Raw genomic sequence first — 25,195 nt, 5'->3', positions numbered from 1 at the left:
GAAGAGGATGATCGATTGAGCGATCTGGGCATCGTGCCCGCCGGACTGCACAGAATCCGCACAGAAGACGCACAGGCGTCTCGCCGTTCCGTCGTCGTCACCCCCGGTGCCACATTCGGTCCCGCCAATGGATCAGACCCGCGACGGTGTTCTCCCACTGCCCCTGCGGGGGTAGCAGGAGCACACGCCCCGGTGCGGCGGGAAACGGGTGGCCTGGGTGTGGGGCGGACGGTCAGGATGGCGGCCATGCCCGACGATCTCTCGACGCCCGACGATCTCTCGACGGTCCGCCTCGAACCGGTGACGGCCGACAACTGGCGGGACTGCACCCGGGTCCAGGGCCGGCCCGACCAGACCGACCTGGTGATGCCGGTGGCCTACAACCTGTGCCAGTGCGCGTACGGCGGGGTGTGGCAGCCGCTGGCGATCACCAGGTCGGGCCGGGTGGTCGGTTTCGTGATGTGGGGCCGCGACGACGACCGGAGCATCTGGATCGGCGGCCTGCTGGTGGACGCCTCGGCGCAGCGCAGCGGCGTGGCGCGCAGCGCGGTACGCCAGCTTCAGCGGCGGTTCGCCGCCGAGTCGGACTGCCCGAACGTGGCCCTGAGCTATTCACCGGGGAACACCGCCGCCCGGGACCTCTACGCCTCGCTCGGCTTCCGGGAGACCGGCGAGACCGAGGACGACGGCGCGGAGGTCGTCGCCCGGTGGACGCCGGAACGGTAAGCCACGTCAACGATGTGTGGACAAGCTGCTCACTCGGCCGGGATCATGCTCGAATGCGCCCCGAGGAACGGCCCGGCGACGAGTGCCCCGACAGGGTCCCGCCGCGGCGCTCGACCAGCGAACCCGGCCCGCGACCTTCGACCACCGGAGCCGATCGCGGTACCCCGCCGACGAGCGGGCCGGCGGACGAGGTTGACCGGCGGCTCGCCGCGTACGCGGCCGTGCTGGCCGCCGCCTCCGGGACCGGTGCCGGCCGGCCTGAGCCACTGGCCGCGTTACGGCTGCTCGCCGGGTTGCGGGCCGGGCTGGACGAGGCGGAACGGCGGCTCGTCGAGGCCGCCCGGGAGCAGCGGGCGAGCTGGGCCCGGATCGCCACCGCACTGGGACTGGCCAGCCGGCAGGCGGCCGAGCAGCGCTGGGTACGGCTCTCGGGCGCGGCGACCCGCGACCCGGCCCGGGTACGTGTCGAACGGAAGCGTCAACAATCTGTTGACACCGCATTCGGGGCAGAGATCAGCCGGCTCCGGGCGGCAGTGGTCGCCGCGCACCGGCAACTGGGCACGGAACCCGACCGGGACGACTGGCATCCGTGGGCCCGACTCGCGCACACCACGCTCGGACTGGCCGACTCCGCCGATCCCGGCGGGCTGTACGCGCTGGCCGCCCAAGCCGTCGACGACCTCGAACGGGTCCCGGCCGAGCAGCTCGGCGGGGCACTGCCGGACGCACTGCACCGGCTCCGCCGGGCACTCCACCGGGCCAGCCCGGCAACCGAGCCGGGCGAGCCGGGGACACCGACGGCAAGTTGAGTCGGTCCGACTGAAGTTCTGGTTGACACACTGCAACTGATCAACCGAAGATGTGAGTCTCTGTGACTCAATCATCGGAGGTCGAACCGTGCGGGCGGGACGATGGCGCAGCCCGGAGCGGCGCAACACGCTGCTCTTCGTCGGCATCTCGCTGACCTCCGGATTCGGCGGTACCGCGCTGAACGTGGCCGCCGGGGTGTGGGTACTCGACCTCTCCGGATCCAGCAGCCTGGCCGCGCTCACCGGCCTCTGCCTCTTCGCGCCGACACTGCTCGGCCCTCTCCTCGGCGCACTCGTCGACCGGCTGCCCCGCAGGCGGCTGATCGTCTGGACCCACCTGCTCACCGCGCTCGCCGTACTCTCGCTGCTGGCAGTCCGTACCGACGCCCAGGTCTGGCTCGTCTACGCCGTGCTGCTCGGCTACGGCACCAGCCTCGTCCTGGTCGACGCCGCCGAGAACGCCCTGCTGCCCGCCGCTCTCCCACCGGCCGCCCTCGGCGGGGTCAACGGACTGCGGACGAGCGCACAGGAAGGCGTGAAACTGGTCGCCCCACTGGTCGGTGCGGGACTCTTCGCCTGGCAGGGCGGACATCCGGTGGCCGCGCTCACCGCCGGGACGCTGGCCCTGGCCGCCGGCCTCTACACCCTGCTCCGGATCCGTCCGCGGCTCCCGTCGCCGCCGGACCGCTCCACCGGCAGCCGGCCGGGACCGACCGATCCCGACCGGCCCCCGGCACCCCCGGAGCCGGCCGAGCGCGGCGCGCGGCGGCCGGGCCGGAAACGACGCGTCCCAACCGGTGTCGCCTTCCTGTGGCGGGATCCTGAACTGCGCACGTCCGTGCTGGTCGGATCGGTCACCATCGCGATGTCCGGGCTGACCACCGCCGCCGTCTACGCCGTCGTCACCGAGGACCTGCATCAGCCCGGCGCGTTCGTCGGGGTGCTCTCCTCGGGGCAGGGAGCCGGATCGCTGCTCGGCGGCCTGGTCGTCGGCCGGCTGCTGCGTACCCGGGGAAGCCTCGCGGTCGGCGCACTCGGCGCCGCCCTGTTCGCGCTCGGCACGCTCGGCCGGGCCGTCCCCTGGTCTCCGGCGGCCGTGGCCTGCGCGGTGGTGGTCGGGATCGGCCTGCCCTGGACCCTGGTGGCCGCCGTCACGGCGGTGCAGTCCCGGACTCCCGAGGCGCTGCTCGGGCGGGTCTCGGGCAGCGTCAACACCCTGCTCTTCGCACCGGTCGCGATCGCCACTCCGGTGGGAGCTGTCCTGGTCCTGCCGGACCACCGCCTGCCGCTGGTCGTCGCCGCCGTGCTCTGCCTCGGCGTCGGTCCGGTCGCGCTCCGGTCGGCCCGACATGCCCGTCGCGCCGGTGCCCCGGGAAGCCCGACTCCTAATAGTCCAACGCCGGAAAGCCCGACGCCGCAGAGTCAGACGCCGGAAAGTCCGACGCCGAAAAGTCCGACGCCACAGAGCCCGACCCTGGAGAGCCCCACTCCGAAAAGTCCGACGCCGCAGAGTCCGACGCCGCAGAGTCCGACGCCGCAGAGTCCGACGCCGCAGAGTCCGACGTCGCAGAGCCCGACCCTGGAGAGCCCGGCGCCGGACCAGCCGCCGCATGGTGCGGGCCCGGGTGGGCGCACCCGTCCGGACCTCGGGTTCGGCGCCGTATCGGACGGAGATCCGGCGCTCCGCTCCTGATCGTGAGGGGAATGCCGGACCCGCCGGCGCGCCGGCCAGCGGGTCCCGTGCGTGGGAGATCGGACACCATCACGTGGAGACGGCGAAGATGCCGGCCACCCCGAGCACGACCATCACCAACACCGCGACGAGGGCTCCGCGCTCGCTCTCCACCGCCGCCTGGTCCGGTCGGTCCCGCTCGGCGTCCATGATCTCGCTGGACATGCTGTCCTCCCCTGGTCGTCACCTGCTCTGGACGGGCAGGACGACCACCGCCGTACCGGCTCTGCCGTAATGCCGCCGACTGACCGGTTTCCCGGCACCTCCCGCTGGTACGCGCCGGTCGTCCTCGCCTGGGCGCCTCTGGGCGCCTGGGCTGCCCGGAGGCCGTCTGGAACACAGCCCCGCCGTCACGCACGATCGGGGCAACCCGACATCGGAGTTGCCACTCTGGCCGATCGGAAACCCGGCAGCGCGGCCCGATTCCGAGGTAGCCTGCCCCGCCCCCGACCACCGGTACCCGAGGTGCCGCCGTGCCGGCAGCGCCGGTCTGGGACCGGACGTCCGAAACGGCGCTTCTTCGGGTACGGCCCCGGTTGCGAGGAACGTCACGAACGCCCGGTCAGGGCATGCCGCCCGCCCTGAGTCATCTCGCCCCGAAGCTCCGGGGCGTACCAGGGATAGCAGCCGTATGGCCGGACCGAGGCCGAGGACCGGTCACCGCGTCGACCAGCGCGCGGCGTGCGCGAGGTTCAGCGCTGGATCCACCCGGTCGGCACCAGGATCGGCTGGTCGGGCTCGCCGGCCGGCACCAGCCGGGCGGTCCAGTCGGAGATCGTCGGCTCGCCCCGGACCATCCAGCGGTCACGCAGGGCGAGCGCGTCGGCGGCGTACCGGGCGGCGGACGGTCCGGACGCCTGCACCGAGCCGTCGGCGAGCAGGCCCGCCCCGCCGCCGTGCACCTCGTCCAGCAGCACGCAGCCGCCGGGGCCGCCCCAACCGCCGGCCGGCCCGGCGCAGAAGGTGGTCCGCCGGTCCCAGGCCCCGACCGCGAACCACAGGTCGTGATAGCGGAAGACGTCCAGCGGCGGATCCCAGCGGCGCGGATGCCGCACGGTCGTCGGCGGCAGCGCACCGGTCCGCCTGGGCGCCGGATGCGCTCCCGGATAGCGGGCGGCCAGCGGCCCGGCCGCCGACATGAATCCGGCCCGCAACTCGCCGCGCGCCTCGCCCATCCCCGGCCCGCCCGGCCGGATCCGCAGCACCGGATGGTTGCCGGCGTGTTCGACCGGGGCCAGCAGGTAACCGTCCGGCCCGAGCTGGTCCAGCCAGCGCGGAGAGACCCCGGTGACCCCGACCGTGACCACCACCCGGTCGTACCCGGCCTCCGCCGGCACGCCGAGGTAACCGTCGCCGAGGCGTACGTCGACGGAGCCGGCCAGCCCGACCCGGCGCAGCGCGGCCTCGGCCCGCTCCACGACGTCCGGGGCGATGTCCATCGTGGTCACCCGGGCGCCCATCGTCGCCATCAGGGCGGCGTTGTAGCCGGTGCCGACGCCGATTTCCAGTACCCGGCTGCCGGGGCGCAGCTCCAGCGACTCGATCATCGCCGCCATCAGCGACGGCTGACTCGACGAACTGACCGGCACACCGTCGGCGACCTTGGTCACCAGCGGATGGTTCCGGTAGACGAGGGGCAGGAAGTCAGGGTCGGCCGGCCCGACCCAGCGCCCGTCGCCACCGTCGAACCCGGTCGAAACGAACTCCTCCCGGGGCACCGCGCCGAACGCCCGGACCAGGTCCTCACCGCCGAGCAGTCCGTCCCGGCGCAGCTCCTCGACGTACCGGGCGCGCAGCTCGGCCGCGGACGTCATGGCCGGCCCGCCACGACGGCCGCCACCGGCCTGGACGACCTCAGCACCGGACCCAGCCCTCGCTGCCCGGCAGCGCGAACGACGAGCGTGGCGAGTAGAACCCCCACAGCAACTCCAACGGATTGGCCGGACGGAGCGCGAAGACGGGATGGTCCGGCGCGAGGAACTCCACCGACTCGATCTCGAACGGTGTGACCGGCTCGAAGACGTACGGGCAGGTGGCCCCGGTGAGCTGGCTGCCGAGCCGGCTGAGGTAGCGGACGTGTCCCCGGTAGACCCGGGTGACGTTGCGGCCGATCCGGGCGGTGGTGCGGATCAGCGCCACGCCGTCGGCCTCGGTCACCGCCACCAGCGCCTGTCCGGTGATCTCGATCGTGGTCCGGCCGGTGCCGGCCGGCACGCCGCGTACCGCCGCATGGGCCTGGGCGAGCGGGCTCGAACTCAGGTGGTGGGCGTACCAGCGCGCCCGGCCCGAGTCGGCCAGGTCGAGGTCCGGGCCGAGTCCGGTCGCCGAGTAACTGTCCAGCCCGGAGGTCTGGGCCGCGTCGTCCACCACGTACTGCTGCAGGAAGACCTGCCGGTTGGCCGGCAGTGGCAGGCCCGGCGGCACCATCGCCGCCACCGCCTCGGGATCCGCCGGCACCCAGCCGAAGTGGAGCATCCGGCAGTGCACGACCAGTTGCGGCGGAACAGGCTGGCTCAACAGGGCTCCTGTCGCGTCGGGATAGCCGCGACGCTACGACCGGCCCCGGGTGCAGACAAGCGCAGACAAGACGGAAAGTCGACAGTCACCTCCGCCGGCTCAGACCGTTCGCGCCGCCCGGTCCAGATAGGCCGGCACGTCGGCGGCGTGGAACACCCGCTCGCTCGGCTCGATCCGGGACAGGAAGTCGGCGTACACCGCCGCCATCCGGAGCGCCGCCACCGGGCGGAGCAGCTCGACCGCGCGGGCCGGATCGCTGCCCGGCACGCTCGATCGCCAGCGCCGGTCCCAGGCCCGCAGCAACCGGTCGGCCGGCTCCGGGTCGAGCGCCTCGGTCAGCCGCAGGATGTCGAAGCCGGGATGCCCGACGAACCCGTCCCCCCAGTCGATGATCACCCGACGGTCGCCGGCGATCCGGACGTTGCCGGGGTGCAGGTCGCCGTGGACCAGCACCTCCGGCAGGCCGCAGCGGGCCACCTCGGCCATCCGGTCCGCGAGCCCGTCCAGCAGCGGGCGCACCGGCGCCAGGTCCGCGCCGTGCACGGTGAGCCGGTCCCGTACGGTCCGGGCCAGCGCCGGACCGCGCCGATCCGGTACGCCACTGGCGACCAGCGTCTCGACCTGCGCCGCCGAGGCGAGCTGGATCCGGTGCTGGTCGGCGGCGATCGCATCCCGGCCCGCCGGGTCGAGACCGTAGCCGTCCTCGCCCGGCACGTGCTCCAGCAGCATCCGTCCGCAGCCGTCGGCGGCCAGCAGCACCGGCGCCAGGTCGGGTACCGCCGTGCCGAGCCAGCGCAGCAGCACCGCCTCGTGGGCGAAGAATCCCGGTACCTGCTTGAGCCAGACCGGCGCACCGGCACCGGCCGGACCGTCCGGCCCCGGCCCCGGCCCCGGCCCCGGCCCCGGCCCCGGCCCCGGCCCCGGCCCCGGCCCCGGCCCGTCGAGCCGCCAGATCGCCGACAGGTTCCAGGCCCGCTGCGGCACGGCGCGGTGCGCACCCCGACCGGCCCGGTGCAGTTCGGCGGCGGCCCAGCGCAGGCTCGCGGCCGGTCCCCCGGGCACCGCCCAGGGCGCCCGCAGCGGCTCCGCCGACAGGTCCACGTCGGACGGTGCCAGCGGTACGCCGGGCGGCACCCCCGCACCCGGGTCGAGCTGGGCCAGGTAGTCGACCGTACCGCCGTGCGGCGCGGGCCGGTCGGTGTGCAGCAGCCGCAGCACGGAGACGTCGATGCCGTACCGCGCCCGGGCCCCGGCCACCACGTCGGCGACCTCCTGCCACCAGGGCGCCGGCACGTCGTAGCGGGGCAGCACGCCGAGTGGCCGGCCGTCGCCGTCGAGCAGGTGCAGCAGCACGGTCCGGGTCACGGCCACCAGGCTCTCGCCGGTCGGGTCCCGGCCGTACCCACCTGGCGGGCGTGCCCCGGGGGCAACGACTCCGACCAGCGGCGGCGCAGCCGGTCGAGGTCGGCCGGGGCGATCCGGCCGGGCAGCCGCAGCCGGGCCATGCCGCCGTCCGGAAAGACGTCCAGCCGGACCTCGGTGGCGGTCGGGACCGCCTCGACCGGAAACCGGTGCCGGGTGTCCGGCTGCAACCGGGTACGCGGCAGGATCTCGAACCAGGCCGCCTCGTCCGCCGGGTCGGCGGCCCGGGTGTCGATCCCGCGTAGCATCGCCGCCGCCGGTGCGTTGCCCTTGAAGTGGCTGGTGTCCAGCTCGACCTGGCGGACCTGGCCGGGGGCGGCCAGCCGGACCCGTACCCAGTCGTTGCCGTCGTCGCGCCGGCGGGCGGTCTCCCAGCCCTCGCCCATGGTCCGGGCCAGGCCGGGTGCGATCAACTGCCGTGGCGCACCGTAGAACAGGTCGCTGCACCCGACCACCAGGCCGCCGTGCTCCAGCGCCGCGAGGTCGAGCTGCCCGTCCGGGAAGAGCGCCGGATCGGGTACGACCACACCGTGCACCCGCAGCCGGGCCACCCCGCCGTCCGGGTAGATCCGCAGCCGCACGTGCGTGTAGCGGTGCGGGTCGTCCACCTCGAACAGGTTACGACCGTCCCCGCGCAGCGCCGCCCTGGGCACCAGGGTGGTCCAGTCGGCACCGGCCAGCTCGGCCGGGTCGGGGTATCCGGCCATCCCGCACGCCTCCACCGAGGCGTACGGCGGGTAGTTGCCGACGAAGTGCGAGGTGTCCACCACCACCCCGGTGACCACGCCGGGGGTGCCGAGCCGGAGGATCGCCCAGTCGTGCCCGGGCTCCCGGCGGCGGCGGGTCTCCCAGCCGTCGTACACCTGGCCCTTGGCCCCGAAGGTGCCGGCGGCGAAGCCGGGCGGCTCGTCCGTGATTAGGTTGTCCCGGGCGGCGAAGAACTCGTCGTTGGCCGCCACCACCCCGCCGCCGAGCGACCGCGACGCCAGGTCCGGCAGCTCGGTGAACCCGCTCATCCCGGTCCCTCCCCGGCCCGCCGCCCCGCAGGCCCGCTCCCGTCCCCCGCCGGATCGCCGGGCCGCCGGTCCTGCCGGGACAGCAGACGTCCCCGGGGCGGGTCCGTCGCGGCGACCGGCGCGCCGCGCAGCCAGGTACCCCGGACCACCCCGGTCAGCCGACGCCCGGCGTACGGGGTGACCGGGTGCCGGTGCAGCAGTCGGGCCGGCTCGACGGTCCACTCCGCGTCCGGGTCCAGCGCCACCAGGTCGGCGTCGGCACCGACCCGCAGCACCCCCTTGCCGGGCAGCCCGGCGATCTCGGCGGGCCGCCGTGCCATCCAGCGTGCCAGATCGGCCAGACCGTGGCCGCGCCGCCGCGCCTCGGTCCAGACCACCGGCAGGCCGAGCTGCACCGAGGCGATCCCGCCCCAGGCCGCGCCGAAGTCGCCACCGAGCCGCTTGAGCGCGGGCGGGCACGGGGAGTGGTCCGAGACGACGCAGTCGACCAGCCCGTCGGCCAGGCCGGCCCAGAGCGCCGCCCGGTTCTCCGCGTCCCGGATCGGCGGGCAGCACTTGAACTCGGTCGCACCGTCCGGGATCTCGGCGGCGTCCAGGGTCAGGTAGTGCGGGCAGGTCTCCACGGTCACCCGTACCCCGTCGGAGCGGGCGGCGGCGACCGCCGGCAGCGCGTCGGCGGCCGACAGGTGCAGGATGTGCACCCGCCGGCCGGTCCGCCGGGCCGCGTCCAGCACCACCTCGACCGCCCGCCGCTCGGCGACCGGCGGCCGGGAGCCGAGGAAGTCCGCGTACCTGGTGGAGGGTGGGGCGACGCCGATCCGGGTCGGGTCCTCGGCGTGCACCACGAAGAGCGCGTCGACGGCGGCCAGCGCCTCGTGCAGCCCGGCCGGACTCAAGGGCGGGAACTCCGGCACCCCCGAGTCGACCAGGAACGCCTTGAACCCGAACACCCCGGCGGCGTGCAGGGCCGGCAACTCGGCCAGGTGCTCCGGGACGGCACCGCCCCAGAACCCGACGTCGACGTGGCACCGGCCCCGCGCCGCGTCCCGCTTGTCGCGCAGCGCCGGCAGGGTGACGGTCGGCGGCACCGAGTTCAGCGGCATGTCGACGATCGTGGTGACCCCGCCGGCCAGCGCGGCCCGGGTGGCCGAGGCGAAACCCTCCCACTCGGTCCGGCCCGGCTCGTTGACGTGCACGTGCGTGTCCACCAGCCCGGGCAGCAGGGCCAGGTCGCCGAGGTCGGTACCGGGCAGCGCGTCGTAGCCGGCCACCTGGGCGATCCGGCCGTCCCGTACGCAGATCGCCGCCGGCCGCTCGCCGTCGGGCAACACCACCCGCCGGGACCGCAGCACCAGGTCGTACCCGCCCATCCGCTTTCCTCCCCCCTCGGTCGCCGGCGGCGGTCACACCGCCGACAGCGCGGCCCGGTCGTAGCCGGTCTCCGCCTCGGTCAGCGCACCGCAGTCCAGCCCGCGCAGCAGGAAGCCGGCCAGCGCCCGGGCCGTCGCCGGCTCGTCCAGGATCCCGGTGGAGCGCCGGTCGAGGTACGCCCGCAGCCGCGCCACCGCCGCCGCCCGACCGTCCCGGAAGAACGCGTACGTGCCGGCGAACCGGGTCGGCAACTGGGCCGGATGCAGGTCCCAGCCCTGGTAGTAGCCGCGTTCCAGCCCGCGCCGCACCAGCGCGGCGTGCTCCGCCCAGCCGGCCTGTACCGCAGCGGTGTCGCCGACCGGGAGCAGGTTGGTCGAGCCGTCGGAGAGCCGTACCCCGGTCTCGGCGGCGGCCACCTGCATCACCGCCTTGGCGAAGTCGGCCACCGGGTGCGCCGAGCTCTGCTGCGCGGCGGCGATCCCGCAGGCGGCGCTGTAGTCGTAGGTGCCGTAGTGCAACCCGGTGCACCGGCCGGCGGCCGCCCCGATCAGCCGGCCCGGGGTGGCCAGCCCGTCCGCCCCGAGGATCGCCGCCGGCGTCTCGATCTGCACCTCGAAGCGCAGCCACCCGGCCGGCAGCCCGTACGCCGCCTCCAGCCGCTCGCAGAGCAGCACCATCGCCTCCACCTGGGCCGGCACGCTCACCTTCGGCAGCGTCACCACCAATCGGCCGGCCGGGGGGAGCTCGCCGCCGTCGCGCAGCGCGTCGAGGAAGAGATCCAGGGTGCGCACCGCCCGGCGCCGGAGCGCCCCGGTCAGGCTCTTGATCCGCAAGCCCAGAAAGGGCACCCCGAGCCCACCACCCGCCAGCCGCCCCGCCGCCCGGGCCGCCGCGTCCTCGGCCTCGTCCTCGCGTACCCCGTAGCCGTCCTCGAAGTCGATCCGCAGGTCCTCGATCGGCTCCCGGCGCAGCTTGTCGACCACCCGCCCGTGCAGCTCGGCCGGGTACGGCAGCGGCGGATGGTCCCGCAACGACGCCAGTGCCGTCGCACCCCACTGGGCCACCAGCCCCGGATGGCAGCGGTCGGCCGGCACGTAGACGGTGTGCACCGGCTGCCGCCCTGCCGCCTGGCCCGGATAGCGCCGCCGCAGCTCGGCGTCGACCGGCCCGAGCCGCTCGTCCAGCTCGGCGAGGACGTCCGGGGAGAGTCGCCCCATCAGCCGGTCCCGGTCAGGTGCTCGGGCCGGACCGGTACCCGGGCCAGCGGCAACCCGGTCGCCGCCCGGATCGCCGCGACGATCGCCGGAGTGGCCGAGATGGTCGGCGGCTCCCCCACCCCGCGCAGCCCGTACGGGGCGTGCGGGTCGGCCAGCTCCAGCACGTCGACCGCCATCGGCGGCACATCCAGGACGGTCGGGATCAGATAGTCGGTGAAGGACGGGTTCCGGATCACCCCGTCGGCCACCTGGAGTTCCTCCATCAGCGCCAACCCGAGCCCCTGGGCCGTACCGCCGTGGATCTGCCCCAGCACCGCCTGCGGGTTGATCGCCCGGCCCACGTCCTGGGCGGTGGCGATCTCCACCACCCGGACCAGCCCGAGTTCGGGGTCCACGTCCACGGTGGCCCGGTGCGCCGCGAAGGCGTACTGCACGTGCGCGTCACCCTGCCCGGTAACCGGGTCCAGCGGCCGGGTCGGGCGGTGCCGCCAGCGGGCGGTCTCCTCGACCGGGCCGGCGCCGAGCAGGTCGACCAGGGTGCCGAGCGTGCGGCCGGCGGCGTCCCGTATCGCGCCACCGGCCAGCTCCAGCCCGTCCCCGTCGACCAGCCCGCCTCCGTCGACCAGCCCGCCTCCGTCGACCAGCCCGTCCCCGTCGACCAGCCCGTCCCCGTCGACCAGCCCGTCCCCGTCGACCTGCCCGGCACCGTCGTCACCACCGGCACCGGGCCCGCCGGCCAGCCGCGCGACCAGCGCCGCCCGGACCGCCCGGCAGGCCGCCCGCACCGCACCGCCGGTCATGTACGTCTGCCGGGACGCCGACGACGACCCCGCACTCCCCACACTGGTGTCGGCGGTCGCCACCACCACCCGCGAAACCCCCAGCTCGGTCCGGGCGATCTGCGCCTGCACGGTCACCAGCCCCTGCCCCACCTCGGCCGCTGCCGTGTGCACCAACGCCGTCGGCTCGCCACCGATCAGCTCCAGCCGGACCCGCGCCGTCGCGTAGTCGTCGAACCCCTCGGAGAAGCAGACGTTCTTGATCCCGATCGCGTACCCGACCCCCCGGACCACCTGCTCCGGCGTGGTCGTGTTCGCCACCCCGCCCGGCAACTGCCGCGGATCGTCCCCGACGGGCGGCGGCGCCGGCCGGTCCCGGACCAGCTCCAGCAGCCGGGCCACCGGCGCCGGCCCCTCCACCACCTGCCCGGTCGGCATCACCCCGCCCTCGGCCAGGGCGTTGCGCAGCCGCACCTGCACCGGATCCAGCCCCACCGCCTCGGCCAGCCGGTCCATCTGCGACTCGTACCCGAAGCACGCCTGCACCGCACCGAACCCGCGCATCGCCCCGCACGGCGGGTTGTTGGTGTGCACCCCGTACGCGTCCACCGTCACGTTCGGCACCCGGTACGGTCCCACCCCGAGGCTGGCCGCGTTCGCCACCACCGCCGGCGTCGTGGACGTGTACGCCCCGCCGTCGAGCAGGATCCGGGCCCGTACGTAGACCAGCTCGCCGTCCCGGGTCGCGCCGTGCTCGTAACGCAGGATCGCCGGATGCCGGTGCACATGCCCGACGAACGACTCCTCCCGGCCGTAGACCATCTTCACCGGCCGACCGGTACGCAGCGCCAGCAGGCTGGCGTGCACCTGCATGGACAGGTCCTCGCGGGCACCGAACGCGCCACCGACCCCGGCCAGGCTCAGCCGGACCAGTTCGACCGGCAACCCCAGTGCGGCGGCCACCTGCCGCTGGTCGGCGTGCAGCCACTGGGTGGCGACGTACAGCTCGACCCCGCCGTCCGGCGCCGGCACCGCCAGCCCGGACTCCGGCCCGAGGAACGCCTGGTCCTGCATGCCGACCCGGTACTCCCCGGTCACCACCACCTCGGCGACCGCCGCCGGATCACCCCGGCGGATCGGCACGTGCCGCACCAGCCGCCCACCGGCCAGCGCCGCCTCCGGATCCGTCACCGGCTCCCGCACCCGGTAGTCGACCACGATCCGCTCGGCCGCCCGGCGCGCCGTCTCCGGATGGTCGGCGGCCACGATCGCCACCGGCTCGCCCCGGTAACAGACCTCGTCGACCGCCAGCACCGGCTGGTCGGCGACATCCAGCCCGTAGTACCGGTCCCCCGGAACGTCGTCACTGGTCAGCACCGCGTACACCCCGGGCACGGCGAGCGCCGCGCCGATGTCGATCCGCCGGATGGTCGCCGACGGGTGCGGGCTGCGCAGCGTGGCACCCCAGAGCATGTCGTCGGCCCACAGATCCGACGAGAACGCGAACTCCCCGCGCACCTTCAGCGCCCCGTCCGGCCGTACCGGACTGGCCCCGATCCCCTGGGAAACGGTGGCCGCACCATCCGGTTCGGCCTCGACCACCGAGGGTCGGGGGGCCGGGTGACCCGCGTCGGGATCACGCCTGACCGCCCAGAGCGGGTCACCCGGCCCCCCGACCCCACCGCGCACGCACCGCACGCCACCCGGCGGCCCGGAACCGGGAGAGGTCACCGCGCCCACCGACCACCCGGAACCTCCGGACCCCACGCCGGTCATCGTCGTGCCTTCCGGACCAGCGAACGATGCGCCCGCCGCACCCGCCGCGCCAACTCCCGCTCGTCGGCGGTCCGCAGCTCACCGTTGTCCACCACCGGCTCACCCCCCACCAGCAACAGGTCCACCGCCGCTGGCGGCCCGAAGACCAGCGCCGCCACCGGGTCGTCGATCCCGACGTGCCCGAGCCCGTCCAGCCGCCACAGCACCACATCGGCGAGCTTGCCGACCTCCAGCGAGCCGAGCTGGCCACCCCGGCCCAGGCAGCGCGCCCCGCCGATGGTGCCGAGCGCCAGCGCCTCCCGGGCGGTCAGCGCCGCCGCGCCACCCCGCAGCCGGGCCGCATAGAGCGCCTGCCGCAGCTCCGCACCGAGCTGACCGGCCTCCTGCGACGCCGGCCCGTCCACACCGAGCCCGACCGGCATCCCCCGGTCCAGCATTTCCCGGACCCGCGCGACACCGGCCCCGAGCCGGGCGTTCGAGCTGGGACAGTGCGCGACCGAGGTGCCGGTGCGGGCCAGCGCGTCCAGCCCGGCGTCGTCCAGGTGTACGCCGTGCGCGAGCCAGACGTCCGGGCCGAGCCAGCCGAGCCGTTCGGCGTACTCGACCGGGGTGCAGCCGTGGGTCTGCCGGCAGTACTCCTCCTCGTCGGCGGTCTCGGCGAGATGGGTGTGCAGCCGTACGCCCCGGCGCCGGGCCAGCGCCGCCGCCTCGGCCATCAGCTTCGGCGTGACGCTGAACGGCGAGCAGGGCGCCACCGCCACCCGCAGCATCGCGTCGTCGGCCGGGTCGTGGTAGCGGTCGATCGCCTCCTCGGTGGCGACCAGCGCCGCCTCGGTCTCCTCGACGATCTCGTCCGGCGGCAGCCCGCCCGAGGACACCCCGAGGTCCATCGACCCCCGGCACGGATGGAACCGCAGCCCCACCTCGCGGGCCGCCTCGACCTGGGCGGCCATCAGGTCACCCGCACCGGCCGGATAGACGTAGTGGTGATCGGTGCTGGTGGTGCAGCCGTGCAGCGCCAGCCAGCCGAGTCCGGCGGCGGTGGTCGCGGCCACCACCTCGGCGTCCAGCCCGGCCCAGACCGGATAGAGCGCCTTCAGCCAGCCGAACAGCTCCGCCTGCTGCGCCATCCCCCGGGTCGCCCACTGGTAGAGGTGGTGGTGCGTGTTGACCAGGCCGGGGGTGGCGAGGCAGCCGGTGCCGTCGATCCGGCGTACCGAGCGGTGGTAGCGGGGGGCGTGGCCGGGGCCGACCGCGACGATCCGGCCCTCGTCCAGCACCAGGTGCCCGTCGGAGTACTCGGTGCCGGCCGGGTCGACCGTGGCGACCGCGCAGTTCTCGATGATGATCACGACTCGTGCTCCCGCCCGGCGGCGAGACGTACCGCCGTCAGGATCTTCTCGTATCCGGTGCACCGGCACAGGTTTCCGGCCAGCGCCTCCCGGATCTCCGGATCGGCCGGGGACGGCGTCCGGGCCAGCAGGTCGTGTACCGCGACGACCAGTCCCGGAGTACAGAATCCGCACTGCACGGCGCCGGCGGCGACGAACGCCCGCTGCACCGGGTCGAGTTCGCCCGGTCCCGGACCGAGCCCCTCCACGGTGACCACCTCGCGGCCCCGGGCCTGCCCGGCCGGCACCAGGCAGGCGCAGACCGGCTCCCCGTCGAGGTAGACCGTGCAGGAGCCGCACTCGCCCTGCTCGCAGGCGTTCTTGGCACCGGGCAGGCCGAGCCGCTCCCGCAGGACGTGCAGCAGGCTCTCCCCGGCCCACACGTCGTCGGCCCGGCGCGGCTCGCCGTTGACCACACACTCGATCCTCACCCGTCGCCCCCTCCCCGTCGGTGTTCCGCCCAGGCCCGCTGCACGGCCCGCCGGGCCAGTACGCCGAGCGCGTGCCGGCGGTAGGCGGCGGTGCCGCGTACGTCGTCGATCGGGCTGGCCGCCGCCGCGACCAGCTCGCCGAACCGGCGGACCAGCGGCTCCGGCAGTGCGGCCCGGTCCGCCCAGGGCAGCTCGGCGGCGAGCAGCTCCTCGGCCGCCGGTGCCCGGACCGGGGTCGGTGCCGCGGAACCGATCCCGGTGCCGACCGTCCGGCTCGCCGGACGCAGCGCCAGCGCGAACGAACAGACCGCGATCACCATGGCGTTCCTGGTACCGACCTTGGCGAACTGCTCCGGCCCACCGTCCGGCGGCAGCAGGACCGCCGCGATCAGCTCGTCCGGGGCGAGCACGCTCCGCTTCGGCCCGGTGCAGAAGCCGGCGACCGGCACCCGGCGGACGCCCCGGACCGAGGCCAGTTCCACCAGCGCCCCGGCGGCGAGCAGCGGCGGCAGCGCGTCTCCGGCCGGTGACGCCGAGCCGAGGTTGCCGCCGACGGTGCCCCGGTTGCGGATCTGCGCCGAACCGACCGTCCGGGCCGCCATCGCCAGCCCCGGCACCCGGCCGGCCAGTTCGGTGACGATCCGCCGGTACGGCAGCCCGGCGCCGAGCCGTAGCAGGCCGTCCTCGGTGCCCCAGTCGGCCAGCCCGGCGACCCGGCCCAGGTCGAGCAGGGCCGGCGGGCGGCGCCGGGCGAAGTTCAGCTCCACCATCACGTCGGTGCCGCCGGCCACCGGCAGCGCCTCCGGGTACGCGGCCCGGGTGGCCAGCGCCTCGGCCCAGCTCTCCGGCTGCAGGAACTCCATCTCCGGCTGTGGGACGACCATCAGTCCGGCCCGCCGTCCCCGGCCGCCGCCCCCGCCGGGCCACCCCGCGGTGCGGTCGTCCCGTCCTCCGGTGACCCACTTCCGTCCTCCGGTGGCCCGGTGCCGTCCTCCGGTGTGCGGGTCACCGTCCCCTCGATCAGCCCGTACGGCCGGTCGGTGGCCACGAACACCTCGCCCGGGTTGTCCAGCCCGAACGGCGCCAGGTCCACCAGCAGGTGGTGCCGGTTGGGCAGCGCCAACCGCACCTGCGCGACCTCCGGACGCTCCGCCAGCACCCGGTGCCCCATCGCGTACAGGGTCTGTTGCAGCGAGCGGCTGTAGGTTTCCACGAACGCGCCGACCAGCGCCGCCCGCACCCCGGCGTACGACTGCGCCCAGTCCCGCACCCGGTCGGCCGGGCCGGCCTCGTGGTGCCGCCACCGCGCCTCGACGGCGGTGGCCAGGATCCGGTCGCCGGTCTCCGGCAGCGTCGTGTACCGGTCCTTCAGGTAACCCCTGAACTCCGAGTCGGTGCTGTTCAGCAGCACCAGCCCGGAGATCCCGGACTCCACGGTGCTGCCGTCGGCGTCCACCGTCACCGTGGCGGTACGGCTCTCGGCGCCGTCGCGCTGGAAGGAGTGCGGGCCGAGCCGCCGCCAGCCGTGCTCGGTCAGCTCCACCCGGGCCCGGGTGATCGCCGGCGCGCTCCGGATGAAGTGCCGGGCGAGCAGCAGGCCGAACTCCTCGGGCTGGTCGACGCCGTGTTCGCGGGCGAAGGCGTACACGGTGTTCTTCTGCGAGTCGGTGGGCAGCACGTGCGCGTTGTCGCCGCTGCGATGCACCTCGGCGAGGTCACCGGCGAGCGCGATGCTGACGGTCAGGTCGCGCAGTTCGTGCCGGGGTCCGTCCCGGCGTACCCGGACCAGCCGCACCTCGGCCTTGCCGTACTGGTTGGCGCCGAGCACGATCGCCACCGCCCCCGCCTCCTCAACTTCCCCGATAGGTGGTGTAGCCGTACGGGCTGAGCAGCAGCGGTACGTGGTGGCGCCGGTCCGGCTCGGTGACCTGGAAGGCGACGACGATCTCCGGGAAGAACGCCGTGCCGGGCGGAAAGTGGCCCTCGACCTGGAACACCAGCCGGTAGCCGCCGGCCTGCCAGCCCCGCAGCGGCAGCCGGTCCAGCAGCGGCGTCCAGCCGGTCAGCCGGCCGTCGGAGTCGGTCCGGCCGTGTGCCACCGCCGTCCAACCGCCGCTGTCCCGCCGGTCCAGCCGGACCGGGACGTCGGCGGCCGGCTCGCCGCGTACGGTGTCCAGCACGTGTGTGGAGATCCGGATCAGACCGTCCGGCGCACTCGTCCGGTCGTCGGTCACGAGAGCAGCCTCCTCAGCCGGAGTAGCGCGATCTGCCACAGTTCGTCCCGCACCACCGCGCGTTCGGTGCCGGGATCGTTGCCGAGCCGCCGCCGGGCTGCCGCGAGCAGTTCCGCGTCGGTCCGGCCGTCGGCGAAAACCAGGAAGAGGTGTCCGAACCGCTGCTCGTACTCCCGGTTGACCCGGGCGAGCGCGGCCCGGGTGTCCCGGTCGGCACCGTCGAGGCCGGACTGTTCCCGGCGGGACCAGGCGGACTCCCGGCCGGTGCCGGTCGGCCGCTCGCCGATCCGCGGGTGCGCGCCCAGCGCCCCCGCCACCTCCGGCCAGTCCAGCCGCCGCAGCGCGGCGTCGGCCGCCGCGACCACCGCCGCCACGTCCGGGTACGGCCGTCCGGCCGCCACCGCCCGGGCCCAGCCCGGTACGGCGCAGCAGGCGAGCAGCTCCGTCTCGGCCTCGACGGCGGAGCGCCGGTTGAACTCGTCCAACATCGCGCTGACGGTGGCCACCCGGATCACCTCCTGCGGTCGGGAGAAGTACAACAGCCGGGTGGTGGCCGGGTGAACCGGCGCGAACACCGAAACCACGGCCGGCCGCCGTATCGTTTTCGTAGGTTCCTCCAACCGGCCTGTCGCCGGGATCGGACGGGTACGCGATGCTGCTGCGCGAGGCGCTGGACCGGCCCCAGTTGCGCCTGACCCTGCTCACCGGCGAGGCGGAACTGGACCGCACGGTCAGCCGGGTGTACGTGACCGACCTGCCCGATCCACGCCGCTACCTCTCCGGGGGCGAGATCGTGCTGACCGGGCTGATGTGGCGCCGCCGGGCCGGTGACTCGGACGGGTTCGTGGCGGCCTGCGCCGCCGCCGGGGTCACCGCGATCGGGGCCGGCGACGCGGCGTACGGGTCCGTGCCGGTGGACCTGGTGACGGCGTGCCGGCGGTACGGGGTACCGCTGTTCGAGGTCCCGGTGGAGGTCTCCTTCCGGGACATCATCGACGAGGTGACCCCGACGCTGTGGGCCCGCCGGGCGAACGGGTTGGCGACGGTGCTCGGCCGGTACCGGGGTCTGGTCGCGGCGATGGCCGGCGGCGCCCGGCTGGCCGACCTGCTCCAGCCGGTCGCCGCCGATCTCGGCGTCGACTGCTGGGTGCTGACCTCGACCGGGCGGACCGTCGCCGGCACCGGGCCGCTTCCGTCCGACGCCAGCCGCCGGTTGGCGACCTCGTTCCTGGCCGCCGGCCGGCTGCCGGCCCTGGTCGAGGTCGACGGCCGGCGGATCTGGCTGGTCGCCGTCTCCGGCCGCCCCGAGCACCGGCTCGCCGCCTGGCTACTGGCCTGCGCGGTCCGGCACACCGGACCGTCCGATGCCGACGGTGCCGTCCGGTCCGCGACCGCCGGCTCCACCCCGTCCCCGATCGCCGCCGCCCGATCCACGGTCGCCGATGCCGTTCCGCCGTCCGGGCTACCCGAGGCGGCGGCCGAGCTGGTCAGCCTGGTGGCGCTGGAACGGGCCCACGCCGACGAGGCGGGCCGGGTGGAACGGCGGCTCGCCGACCAGCTCGGTACGGCCCTGTCCACCACCGCCTCCCCGGCGGACCTGCGCGCCGCGCTGTCCTCCGGCGGGCTGCCACCCCGGTCGACCCTGCTGGTGCTGGCCGTCCGGCTGACCGGGCTGACCACACCCCCCGAGTTGGCGATCGCGGTCACCGAGGAAATCGTCCGGTCGACGCCGCTGCCCGCCATGGTCACCGGCACCGCCCGCCCCGGGACGGTGCTCGCCGTGCTGGCGGGCGGGCGGACCGAACTGGCCGGGGTTCCCGACGCGGTCCGGGGCACGGTCGCGGGGCTGGTGCCGGGGCTCGGCGCCGGGCGGCTCGCGGTGGGGGTCAGCGGGCCGGCCGCCGAACCGGATGCCCTGGCAGGCGCGGTGGAGCAGGCCGAGCACGCCCTGACGACGGCGCTGGCGGATCCCGACCCCGGCACCGTGGTCTCGGCCGGTGACCTCGCCTCGCACCTGCTGCTGCTCAGCGGCGTACCCCCGGAGGCGAGGCGGGCGTTCCGGGACCGGGTGCTCGGCCCGGTGCTGGCCTACGACCGCGCACACCACGCCGACCTGGTCAGTACGTTGGACGAGTTCCTGGCCTGTTCCGGTTCGTGGAGTCGGGCGGCCGAACGGCTGCACCTGCACGTCAACACCCTGCGCTACCGGATCGGCCGGATCGAGCAGCTCACCGGGCGTGATCTGTCCCGGTTCCCCGACCGGGTCGACTTCTATCTCGCGCTGCGCCTGCCGCACTGACCCGCCGGTCTGCCCCGGTGCCACGCCGCCGGTCGGGACCGCCGGACGGCCGTCACGGCACGGCCACCGCCGTACCGCCGTCACGTCACGGTCGCGCACCACGACAACGGACGGCCGCCACGGCACGGCCACCGCCGTACCGCCGTCACGTCACGGTCGCGCACCACGACGACGGTCGGGCGTCACGGCACGGTCGCCGCCGTACCGCCGTCACGTCACGGTCGCGCACCACGACGACGGTCGGGCGTCACGGCACGGTCGCCGGTGGCACGTCGAGGTCCGCGTCGTCCGCGACGTCGTCGCAGGGTACGACCGACAGCCGGGCCTCGTGCCGGCGCAGGTACGGCCGGGCACCGACGTCGCCGACCGCCAGCTCGGCCACGCCGGGCCAGTGTGCCCGGCCGAGCAGTACCGGATGGCCGCGCCGGGTGCCGTAGCCGGCCATGCCGAGCGCGTCCGGTTCGGCGATCTCGACCAGCCGACGGACCGCCTCGGCGGTGATCCCCGGCATGTCGACCAGCAGGACCACCGCCGCGACGGCGCCGTAGTCCCGCAGCGCAGCCAGCCCGGCGCGCAGCGAGGAGCCCATCCCGGTCGCCCACTCCGGGTTCTCCACCGGTACGGCGTCGCCGAGTTCCGCCCGGGACCGGACGGTCGACGCGGCGGCACCGAGCACCGCGAGCACCGGCCCGCAGCCACCGGCGCGGGCGACCTGGACCGCCCGTTCGACCAGCAGTCGGCCGTCCAGCCGGACCAGCGCCTTGGGCCCGCCGTAGCGCCGCCCAGCACCGGCGGCGAGCACCAGCCCGGCGACCCGGTCGGCGGCGACCGGTCCGGGGCCGGACGGTCCCTGCCGGTGCGCTCTGGGCTCGTCCGGAGCGAGATGGGTCACGGTCCGGAGCCTAGTTCAGTCGCGAGATCCCGGCGAAGTTCCTGCTATAGGATGCTTTAGCCCTTTTATACATCAGCCGTTCGGCTAGCCTCAGCCAATACCAACGGGCTAAGGTGATGCCTGAACAGCCACACAACAACCCACCACCCGACCACCCACCACCGGACAACCCCCGTCCCCGCCACCACCCAGTGCAGGGAGGACCACCATGACCACCACCACAACCACCACCCGAACCGACAACCCCACCCTCACCGACACCGCCACCGACCTACTCCACGCCATGACCGCCCTACCCACCCACCACCCCTCCCGACCCACCCTCCGCGACAAAGCCATCGAAGCCTGGCTCCCCCTCGCCCACCACCTCGCCCACCGCTACAGCGGACGCGGCGAACCCACCGACGACCTCACCCAAACCGCCGCCGTCGGCCTCATCAAAGCCATCGACAAATGGGACCCCACCCGCGGCGTCGACTTCGCCGGCTACGCCATCCCCACCATCATCGGCGAACTCAAACGACACTTCCGCGACCGCACCTGGGACATCCGCGTCCCCCGCCGCCTCCAAGAACTCCGCCTCGCCATCAGCGAAGCCAACAGCACCCTCCTACAAACCCTCGGCCGCTCCCCCACCATCACCGACATCGCCACCCACCTCCACCTCACCGAAGAAGAAATCCTCGAAGGACTCGAAGGCGCCCGCGCCTACAACGCCGTCTCCCTGTCCACCCCCACCGGCGACGGCGACCGCACCACCGAACTCGGCGACCTCCTCGGCACCGAAGACAACGAATACGAACTCGCCGAACTCCGCGTCGCCCTCGGCCCCGCCCTCGCCACCCTCGACCAACGCGAACAAAAAATCCTCACCCTCCGCTTCTACGGCAACCTCACCCAATCCCAAATCGCCGAACAAATCGGCGTCTCCCAAATGCACATCAGCCGCCTCCTCACCCGCGCCCTCACCAAACTCCGCAACCAACTCGCCGACACGTACTGAGCGCAGGCACACCTCCGCCCTACCCGGCGGCCCGAGCGGGACGACCGCGCCGGCCACCGGGTAGGGCGGAGGTGTTTCCGCCCTACCCGGTGCACGGTGTCCCCACCCGATCGGCCCGGCTCATGCGCCGCGACTTCCACCTCTGACACGGCGGGCCGGCAGGGGAGTCGGACAGTCAGTCGAAGTCGGCGGCGGAGAACTCCCGCGACTCGACCAGCACCATCCAGTTGCCCGAGTTGTCCCGGGCCACCGCCTCGACGCCGTACGGGCGCTCCTCCGGGGTGTGGATGAACTCGACGCCCTTGGCCCGCAGCTCGTCGTACGTCTTGCGGCAGTCGTCCACCCGCAGGCCGATTCCGAACACGCCACCGGCGTCCATCTCCCGGTTGATCGCGGTCACCATCTCCGGCGAGTACGGCGGCCCGGGAAGCGTCAGGTGCACCTGCAGTTCCGGCTGGTTCGGGTGCTTGACCGTGCACCACCGGTAGGAACCGTCCGCGAGGGTGATGTCGGTGTGCTCCTCGAAGCCGAGCACATCGAGATAGAACGCCTTCGAGGCGTCGATATCCTTCACGAACACGCTGGTGATCGAGATGTTGGTAATCATGCGACCAGGCTAGGAGCGGTCGCCGGACCCCGGCTTCTCCCCGGTTGCGGAGCCGCGCTCGGCCAGCCCCCACATGAACACGAAACAGCCCGGGATCCGGGGTGCACCGTTGGCGGCCCAACGACGCTGGAACTCGCGCGGTGTCTCGCCGACCAGTTCCCGGAACCTGCTGCTGAACGAGCCCAGGCTGGCGAACCCGACCGCGTGGCAGACCTCGGTGACGGTGAGGTTGGTGGCCCGCAACAGATCCTGGGCCCGTTCCACCCGCCGCCGGCTCAGGTGCGCCGCCGGGGAAACCCCGTACGTCGCCGTGAAGAGGCGCTGGAAGTGGTACTTGCTGATCCCGGCCACCGCCGCGAGGGTGCCCAGGTCCAGCGACTCGGCGTAGTGCCGGTCGGCGTAGTCGCGGGCCCGGCGCAGGTGCACCAGCAGGTCTCCCGGGGCCCGGCGCGGCGGCACGCTCACGGCGGGCCAGTCTAGGGCATCCGAAAGTCGCCGATTGGTGAACCCGGCCGAGAAGCCTCAATCAGTGCGAAGAGTGGGCGCGTACGTCCGTTCCGACCCTGATCCGGACGGTCTTCTCCTCGCGCGTCCGTTTACCGTTCGATCACTCGTCGTGCCGTTGATGCCGCGTCGAGCGCTGTCGACGAATTCCCAGCTCAACAGCCGATATGTTTCCGGTTCCCGAAAACGCCGTGGCCTGCGTCACATCAATTTTGAAGGCGTTTTTCCTCGCCGGCACCCCGGGTACGGCCCGGGGCTAGACGAATGCGTTCGCCGAATGGCCGCAGCGCGAGGGACTCAGCAAAGGGGACGACGAATGAACAGAGCGACGCAGATTGCACTGGGGGCCGGTGTCGGCTATCTGGTCGGCCGACACCGGAAACTGGGTCTGGTCGCGGTGCTGGGCGGTGCGGTGGTGGCCGGACGACTCAGCGGCGATCACCGGCTACTGCGCCGGGGCGCGAAGCTGCTCGGCGACTCCTCCGAACTGGGCCGGATCGCCGAGCTGGGCGCACCGTTGGTCGCGACGACCCGGGCCGCCGCGACCAGCGCGGTCACCCGGCGGATCGACTCGGTCAGCGCGGGGCTCCGGGAACGGACCGACCGGCAGCGCGCAGCCGGACGTGGCCGACCGGACGAGCCGGACGAGCCCGCCGAGCGCTCACGCCGGAAGCTCTCGGACATCCGCCCGACGGCCCGCCGGGGTCGGCGACAGGCCGACGTCGAGGACGACGACCTCGACGAGTTCGAGGAGGACCGGTACGAGGACGACGACTCGCTGGACGAGGAGCCGGGCACCGAAGCCGACCTACGGGACGACGACCTGCGGGACGACGACCTGCGGAACGGCGACGTCGACCACCCGGACGCCGACGCGGACGACGACGCGGACGACACCGAAGACGCGGGTGACATCGAAGACGCGGGTGACGCGGACGAGCTGGCTCGGACCCGTCCGGCTGCCGGGCGGGGAAGCGAGCGGGAGCGTCCCGGGTCGACGTCCCGGCAACCGGCCCGACGCCGGACTTCGCCCGAGGCCGCTCCGGTGCGGCGGAGGACCCGATGAGCCCGGCCACCGGCGCGGCGAAGAGCCTGCCCACCGGCGGGCGGGCGGCGGGCTCGGCCGGACTCACCGAGGCGCTCCGGGGCCTGGCCGGGGCGGCCGGTGAGCACGTCGTCGCTGCTGCGACCAGCCGGATCGGCGGCACCACCGACCGGTTCGTCCGGTACGCCGAGCGCGGCGGCCCGGCCGGGGCGGCGGCGAAGGCCGGTGCCGGACGGCTGGCCGGGGGTTCCTCGCCGGTACGGGCCGGGCTGGCCGCCGGACTGGCCGCCGTCAAGGAGCGGGTCCGGACGGCGCTGGGCCGGGGCGGCGGCGCCGAGCAGAAGCTCAAGGTGACCAACATCGTGGAGTCGATCGACGTCGGCGTGCCACGGCGGCTGGCGTACGACCAGTGGACCCGGTTCGAGGACTTCCCCCGGTTCATGAAGAAGGTGGAGCACGTCGAGCGGGCCTCGGCCGAGGAACTGACCTGGAAGGCACAGATCTTCTGGTCGCACCGCAGTTGGCGGTCCACGATCATCGAGCAGGTCCCGGACGAGCGGATCGTGTGGCGGTCCACCGGGGACAAGGGCTCGGTCGACGGCGCGGTGACCTTTCACGAGATTGCCCCCGACCTGACCCGGATCCTGCTGGTTCTCGAGTACCACCCGCAGGGCCTGTTCGAGCGGACCGGCAACCTCTGGCGGGCCCAGGGCCGCCGGGTACGCCTCGAACTCAAGCACTTCGCCCGGCACGTGATGACCCAGGCGATCCTGCACCCGGACGAGATCCAGGGCTGGCGGGGTGAGATCCGGGACGGTCGGGTCGTCCGCGACGACGACTCGGCCGAACCGCCGGACGACGCCCGGCAGCGGCGCCGGGGCACGACGGAACGGTCCGGCGCCACCGGCCGGGGCGGGAACGAACGCACCGGACGCAACGGCAGCGGACGCAACGGCAGCGGTGCCGAGCGCCGTGGTGACGGTGCCGAGCGGGTCGGTGCCGAGCGGATCGGACGTAGCAGTACTGGAGGACGACGGCGATGACCGAGATCGTGCGACGGACGGACGGCGCCCCGTCCGGTGGAGGCGGCTCCTCGGACCTGGCCGAGGTGGTCGGAATGATCCTGGACAAGGGCGTGGTCATCGACGCCCACCTGGCGGTCAGCCTGGTCGGCATCCGGCTGCTGACCGTCGACGCCCGGGTCGTGGTGGCCAGCGTCGACACCTACCTGCGGTTCGCCGAGGCGACGAATCGACTCGACCTGTCAGCGACCCGGGACAAGGGTCTGCCCGACCTCGTGTCCGGCCCGAAGGCCGGACTGGCGGAGAAGGCCGGGGACGCCCTCGGCGAGATCGTCGGCGGCAGCGGCCGGGAGCGGGACCGGGACCGCGTCCCCCGCCGCCGTCGTCGGGAGGAGGACTGAG

General features: G+C 74.2%; 25 protein-coding genes. 8 read left to right on the top strand and 17 right to left on the bottom strand.

The genetic code is table 11. The annotated features are described in order from the left end of the window. Positions 1 to 246 precede the first annotated feature (246 nt). The 3 genes from ACQEVC_RS22125 (at position 247) to ACQEVC_RS22115 (ending at position 3,228) form a co-directional block, all read left to right on the top strand. On the top strand, positions 247 to 726 hold the full coding sequence (locus ACQEVC_RS22125) for a GNAT family N-acetyltransferase (RefSeq protein ID WP_432880550.1): 480 nt from the start codon (positions 247 to 249) through the stop codon (positions 724 to 726). Between the two features lie 53 nt (positions 727 to 779). Then, entirely contained in the window at positions 780 to 1,535 is a 756-nt protein-coding gene (locus tag ACQEVC_RS22120; protein WP_432880547.1) for a hypothetical protein, read from the top strand. Between the two features lie 88 nt (positions 1,536 to 1,623). Next, positions 1,624 to 3,228: an MFS transporter gene (locus ACQEVC_RS22115; RefSeq protein WP_432880544.1), complete on the top strand. Its 1,605-nt coding sequence runs from the start codon at positions 1,624 to 1,626 to the stop codon at positions 3,226 to 3,228. Positions 3,229 to 3,297: 69 nt separating this feature from the next. On the opposite strand, the gene ACQEVC_RS22110 is transcribed toward ACQEVC_RS22115, so the two are convergent. The 14 genes from ACQEVC_RS22110 to uraD form a co-directional block, all read right to left on the bottom strand. After that, positions 3,298 to 3,432, bottom strand: coding sequence for a hypothetical protein (locus ACQEVC_RS22110; RefSeq protein ID WP_318397515.1), 135 nt, complete (start codon positions 3,430 to 3,432; stop codon positions 3,298 to 3,300). A gap of 527 nt (positions 3,433 to 3,959) precedes the next feature. After that, complete coding sequence (locus ACQEVC_RS22105) at positions 3,960 to 5,081, bottom strand: protein-L-isoaspartate O-methyltransferase family protein (protein WP_432880541.1); 1,122 nt, start codon at positions 5,079 to 5,081, stop codon at positions 3,960 to 3,962. A gap of 40 nt (positions 5,082 to 5,121) precedes the next feature. After that, the gene (locus ACQEVC_RS22100) at positions 5,122 to 5,784 is read right to left on the bottom strand and encodes a hypothetical protein (RefSeq protein WP_432880538.1); all 663 of its coding nucleotides are present in this window, start codon (positions 5,782 to 5,784) and stop codon (positions 5,122 to 5,124) included. Positions 5,785 to 5,883: 99 nt separating this feature from the next. Further along, positions 5,884 to 7,149, bottom strand: coding sequence for an aminoglycoside phosphotransferase family protein (locus ACQEVC_RS22095; protein WP_432880535.1), 1,266 nt, complete (start codon positions 7,147 to 7,149; stop codon positions 5,884 to 5,886). Beyond that, entirely contained in the window at positions 7,146 to 8,222 is a 1,077-nt protein-coding gene (alc, locus tag ACQEVC_RS22090) for an allantoicase (protein WP_432880532.1), read from the bottom strand. Before alc ends, ACQEVC_RS22095 begins: the two co-directional genes overlap by 4 nt. Then, complete coding sequence (gene allB / locus ACQEVC_RS22085; RefSeq protein WP_432880529.1) at positions 8,219 to 9,592, bottom strand: allantoinase AllB; 1,374 nt, start codon at positions 9,590 to 9,592, stop codon at positions 8,219 to 8,221. The genes alc and allB overlap by 4 nt, the downstream gene beginning before the upstream one ends. Before the next feature lie 33 nt (positions 9,593 to 9,625). Beyond that, positions 9,626 to 10,810 (bottom strand): DUF6986 family protein, encoded by a 1,185-nt coding sequence (locus tag ACQEVC_RS22080; protein WP_432880526.1) that lies wholly within the window; start codon positions 10,808 to 10,810, stop codon positions 9,626 to 9,628. Further along, positions 10,810 to 13,278, bottom strand: a complete 2,469-nt coding sequence (locus tag ACQEVC_RS22075; RefSeq protein ID WP_432880523.1) for a molybdopterin cofactor-binding domain-containing protein — start codon at positions 13,276 to 13,278, stop codon at positions 10,810 to 10,812. Before ACQEVC_RS22075 ends, ACQEVC_RS22080 begins: the two co-directional genes overlap by 1 nt. Before the next feature lie 83 nt (positions 13,279 to 13,361). Further along, on the bottom strand, positions 13,362 to 14,717 hold the full coding sequence (locus ACQEVC_RS22070) for an 8-oxoguanine deaminase (RefSeq protein WP_432880521.1): 1,356 nt from the start codon (positions 14,715 to 14,717) through the stop codon (positions 13,362 to 13,364). Further along, entirely contained in the window at positions 14,714 to 15,187 is a 474-nt protein-coding gene (locus tag ACQEVC_RS22065) for a (2Fe-2S)-binding protein (protein ID WP_318397255.1), read from the bottom strand. The genes ACQEVC_RS22070 and ACQEVC_RS22065 overlap by 4 nt, the downstream gene beginning before the upstream one ends. Further along, positions 15,184 to 16,071, bottom strand: a complete 888-nt coding sequence (locus tag ACQEVC_RS22060) for an FAD binding domain-containing protein (RefSeq protein WP_432880517.1) — start codon at positions 16,069 to 16,071, stop codon at positions 15,184 to 15,186. Before ACQEVC_RS22060 ends, ACQEVC_RS22065 begins: the two co-directional genes overlap by 4 nt. Further along, positions 16,071 to 17,024: a factor-independent urate hydroxylase gene (pucL, locus tag ACQEVC_RS22055; RefSeq protein ID WP_432880510.1), complete on the bottom strand. Its 954-nt coding sequence runs from the start codon at positions 17,022 to 17,024 to the stop codon at positions 16,071 to 16,073. The genes ACQEVC_RS22060 and pucL overlap by 1 nt, the downstream gene beginning before the upstream one ends. Before the next feature lie 13 nt (positions 17,025 to 17,037). Next, the gene (gene uraH, locus ACQEVC_RS22050) at positions 17,038 to 17,421 is read right to left on the bottom strand and encodes a hydroxyisourate hydrolase (protein WP_432880503.1); all 384 of its coding nucleotides are present in this window, start codon (positions 17,419 to 17,421) and stop codon (positions 17,038 to 17,040) included. Beyond that, the gene (gene uraD / locus ACQEVC_RS22045) at positions 17,418 to 17,996 is read right to left on the bottom strand and encodes a 2-oxo-4-hydroxy-4-carboxy-5-ureidoimidazoline decarboxylase (protein WP_432880500.1); all 579 of its coding nucleotides are present in this window, start codon (positions 17,994 to 17,996) and stop codon (positions 17,418 to 17,420) included. The genes uraH and uraD overlap by 4 nt, the downstream gene beginning before the upstream one ends. 77 nt (positions 17,997 to 18,073) lie before the next feature. Here uraD and ACQEVC_RS22040 point away from each other — a divergent pair, with 77 nt between their 5' ends. Next, positions 18,074 to 19,720 carry a PucR family transcriptional regulator gene (locus ACQEVC_RS22040; protein ID WP_432880498.1) on the top strand — a complete coding sequence of 549 codons (1,647 nt, stop codon included), beginning with the start codon at positions 18,074 to 18,076 and terminating at the stop codon, positions 19,718 to 19,720. A 247-nt stretch (positions 19,721 to 19,967) separates the two neighbouring features. Here the strand turns inward: ACQEVC_RS22040 and ACQEVC_RS22035 are convergent, their stop codons facing one another. Next, on the bottom strand, positions 19,968 to 20,612 hold the full coding sequence (locus tag ACQEVC_RS22035) for a nucleotidyltransferase family protein (protein WP_432880496.1): 645 nt from the start codon (positions 20,610 to 20,612) through the stop codon (positions 19,968 to 19,970). Between the two features lie 208 nt (positions 20,613 to 20,820). On the opposite strand from ACQEVC_RS22035, the gene ACQEVC_RS22030 reads away from it, so the two are divergent. Continuing rightward, entirely contained in the window at positions 20,821 to 21,615 is a 795-nt protein-coding gene (locus ACQEVC_RS22030) for a SigB/SigF/SigG family RNA polymerase sigma factor (RefSeq protein ID WP_432880494.1), read from the top strand. 175 nt (positions 21,616 to 21,790) lie between these two features. On the opposite strand, the gene ACQEVC_RS22025 is transcribed toward ACQEVC_RS22030, so the two are convergent. Together ACQEVC_RS22025 and ACQEVC_RS22020 are read right to left on the bottom strand one after the other, a co-directional pair. Continuing rightward, positions 21,791 to 22,222, bottom strand: coding sequence for a VOC family protein (locus tag ACQEVC_RS22025; protein ID WP_432880492.1), 432 nt, complete (start codon positions 22,220 to 22,222; stop codon positions 21,791 to 21,793). Positions 22,223 to 22,231: 9 nt separating this feature from the next. Then, complete coding sequence (locus tag ACQEVC_RS22020) at positions 22,232 to 22,687, bottom strand: helix-turn-helix domain-containing protein (RefSeq protein ID WP_432880490.1); 456 nt, start codon at positions 22,685 to 22,687, stop codon at positions 22,232 to 22,234. 355 nt (positions 22,688 to 23,042) lie between these two features. On the opposite strand from ACQEVC_RS22020, the gene ACQEVC_RS22015 reads away from it, so the two are divergent. Genes ACQEVC_RS22015 through gvpJ form a run of 3 tightly spaced genes read left to right on the top strand, consistent with a single transcriptional unit; the run spans position 23,043 to position 25,194 of the window. After that, positions 23,043 to 23,792 (top strand): hypothetical protein, encoded by a 750-nt coding sequence (locus tag ACQEVC_RS22015; RefSeq protein ID WP_432880489.1) that lies wholly within the window; start codon positions 23,043 to 23,045, stop codon positions 23,790 to 23,792. Next, entirely contained in the window at positions 23,789 to 24,814 is a 1,026-nt protein-coding gene (locus ACQEVC_RS22010; protein WP_432880486.1) for an SRPBCC family protein, read from the top strand. Before ACQEVC_RS22015 ends, ACQEVC_RS22010 begins: the two co-directional genes overlap by 4 nt. Further along, positions 24,811 to 25,194 (top strand): gas vesicle protein GvpJ, encoded by a 384-nt coding sequence (gene gvpJ, locus ACQEVC_RS22005; RefSeq protein WP_432880483.1) that lies wholly within the window; start codon positions 24,811 to 24,813, stop codon positions 25,192 to 25,194. Before ACQEVC_RS22010 ends, gvpJ begins: the two co-directional genes overlap by 4 nt. The last annotated feature ends 1 nt before the right edge of the window (position 25,195 follow it).

Origin of the sequence: Plantactinospora sp. CA-294935 (genome assembly GCF_050936445.1) — a bacterium.
In the GTDB taxonomy this organism is placed as follows: Bacteria; Actinomycetota; Actinomycetes; order Mycobacteriales; family Micromonosporaceae; genus Plantactinospora.
This window is presented reverse-complemented; position numbering and strand designations above follow the sequence as displayed.

Excerpts from the sequence above, each read along its gene's own strand:
- ACQEVC_RS22015 (WP_432880489.1), top strand. The coding sequence starts at position 23,043 with ATGAACAGAGCGACGCAGATTGCACTGGGGGCCGGTGTCGGCTATCTG.
- gvpJ (WP_432880483.1), top strand. The coding sequence starts at position 24,811 with ATGACCGAGATCGTGCGACGGACGGACGGCGCCCCGTCCGGTGGAGGC.
- ACQEVC_RS22030 (WP_432880494.1), top strand. The coding sequence starts at position 20,821 with ATGACCACCACCACAACCACCACCCGAACCGACAACCCCACCCTCACC.
- ACQEVC_RS22040 (WP_432880498.1), top strand. The coding sequence starts at position 18,074 with ATGCTGCTGCGCGAGGCGCTGGACCGGCCCCAGTTGCGCCTGACCCTG.
- ACQEVC_RS22060 (WP_432880517.1), bottom strand. The coding sequence starts at position 16,071 with ATGGTCGTCCCACAGCCGGAGATGGAGTTCCTGCAGCCGGAGAGCTGG.
- ACQEVC_RS22120 (WP_432880547.1), top strand. The coding sequence starts at position 780 with ATGCGCCCCGAGGAACGGCCCGGCGACGAGTGCCCCGACAGGGTCCCG.
- alc (WP_432880532.1), bottom strand. The coding sequence starts at position 8,222 with ATGAGCGGGTTCACCGAGCTGCCGGACCTGGCGTCGCGGTCGCTCGGC.
- ACQEVC_RS22010 (WP_432880486.1), top strand. The coding sequence starts at position 23,789 with ATGAGCCCGGCCACCGGCGCGGCGAAGAGCCTGCCCACCGGCGGGCGG.
- ACQEVC_RS22125 (WP_432880550.1), top strand. The coding sequence starts at position 247 with ATGCCCGACGATCTCTCGACGCCCGACGATCTCTCGACGGTCCGCCTC.
- ACQEVC_RS22110 (WP_318397515.1), bottom strand. The coding sequence starts at position 3,432 with ATGTCCAGCGAGATCATGGACGCCGAGCGGGACCGACCGGACCAGGCG.
- ACQEVC_RS22080 (WP_432880526.1), bottom strand. The coding sequence starts at position 10,810 with ATGGGGCGACTCTCCCCGGACGTCCTCGCCGAGCTGGACGAGCGGCTC.
- allB (WP_432880529.1), bottom strand. The coding sequence starts at position 9,592 with ATGGGCGGGTACGACCTGGTGCTGCGGTCCCGGCGGGTGGTGTTGCCC.
- ACQEVC_RS22105 (WP_432880541.1), bottom strand. The coding sequence starts at position 5,081 with ATGACGTCCGCGGCCGAGCTGCGCGCCCGGTACGTCGAGGAGCTGCGC.
- ACQEVC_RS22025 (WP_432880492.1), bottom strand. The coding sequence starts at position 22,222 with ATGATTACCAACATCTCGATCACCAGCGTGTTCGTGAAGGATATCGAC.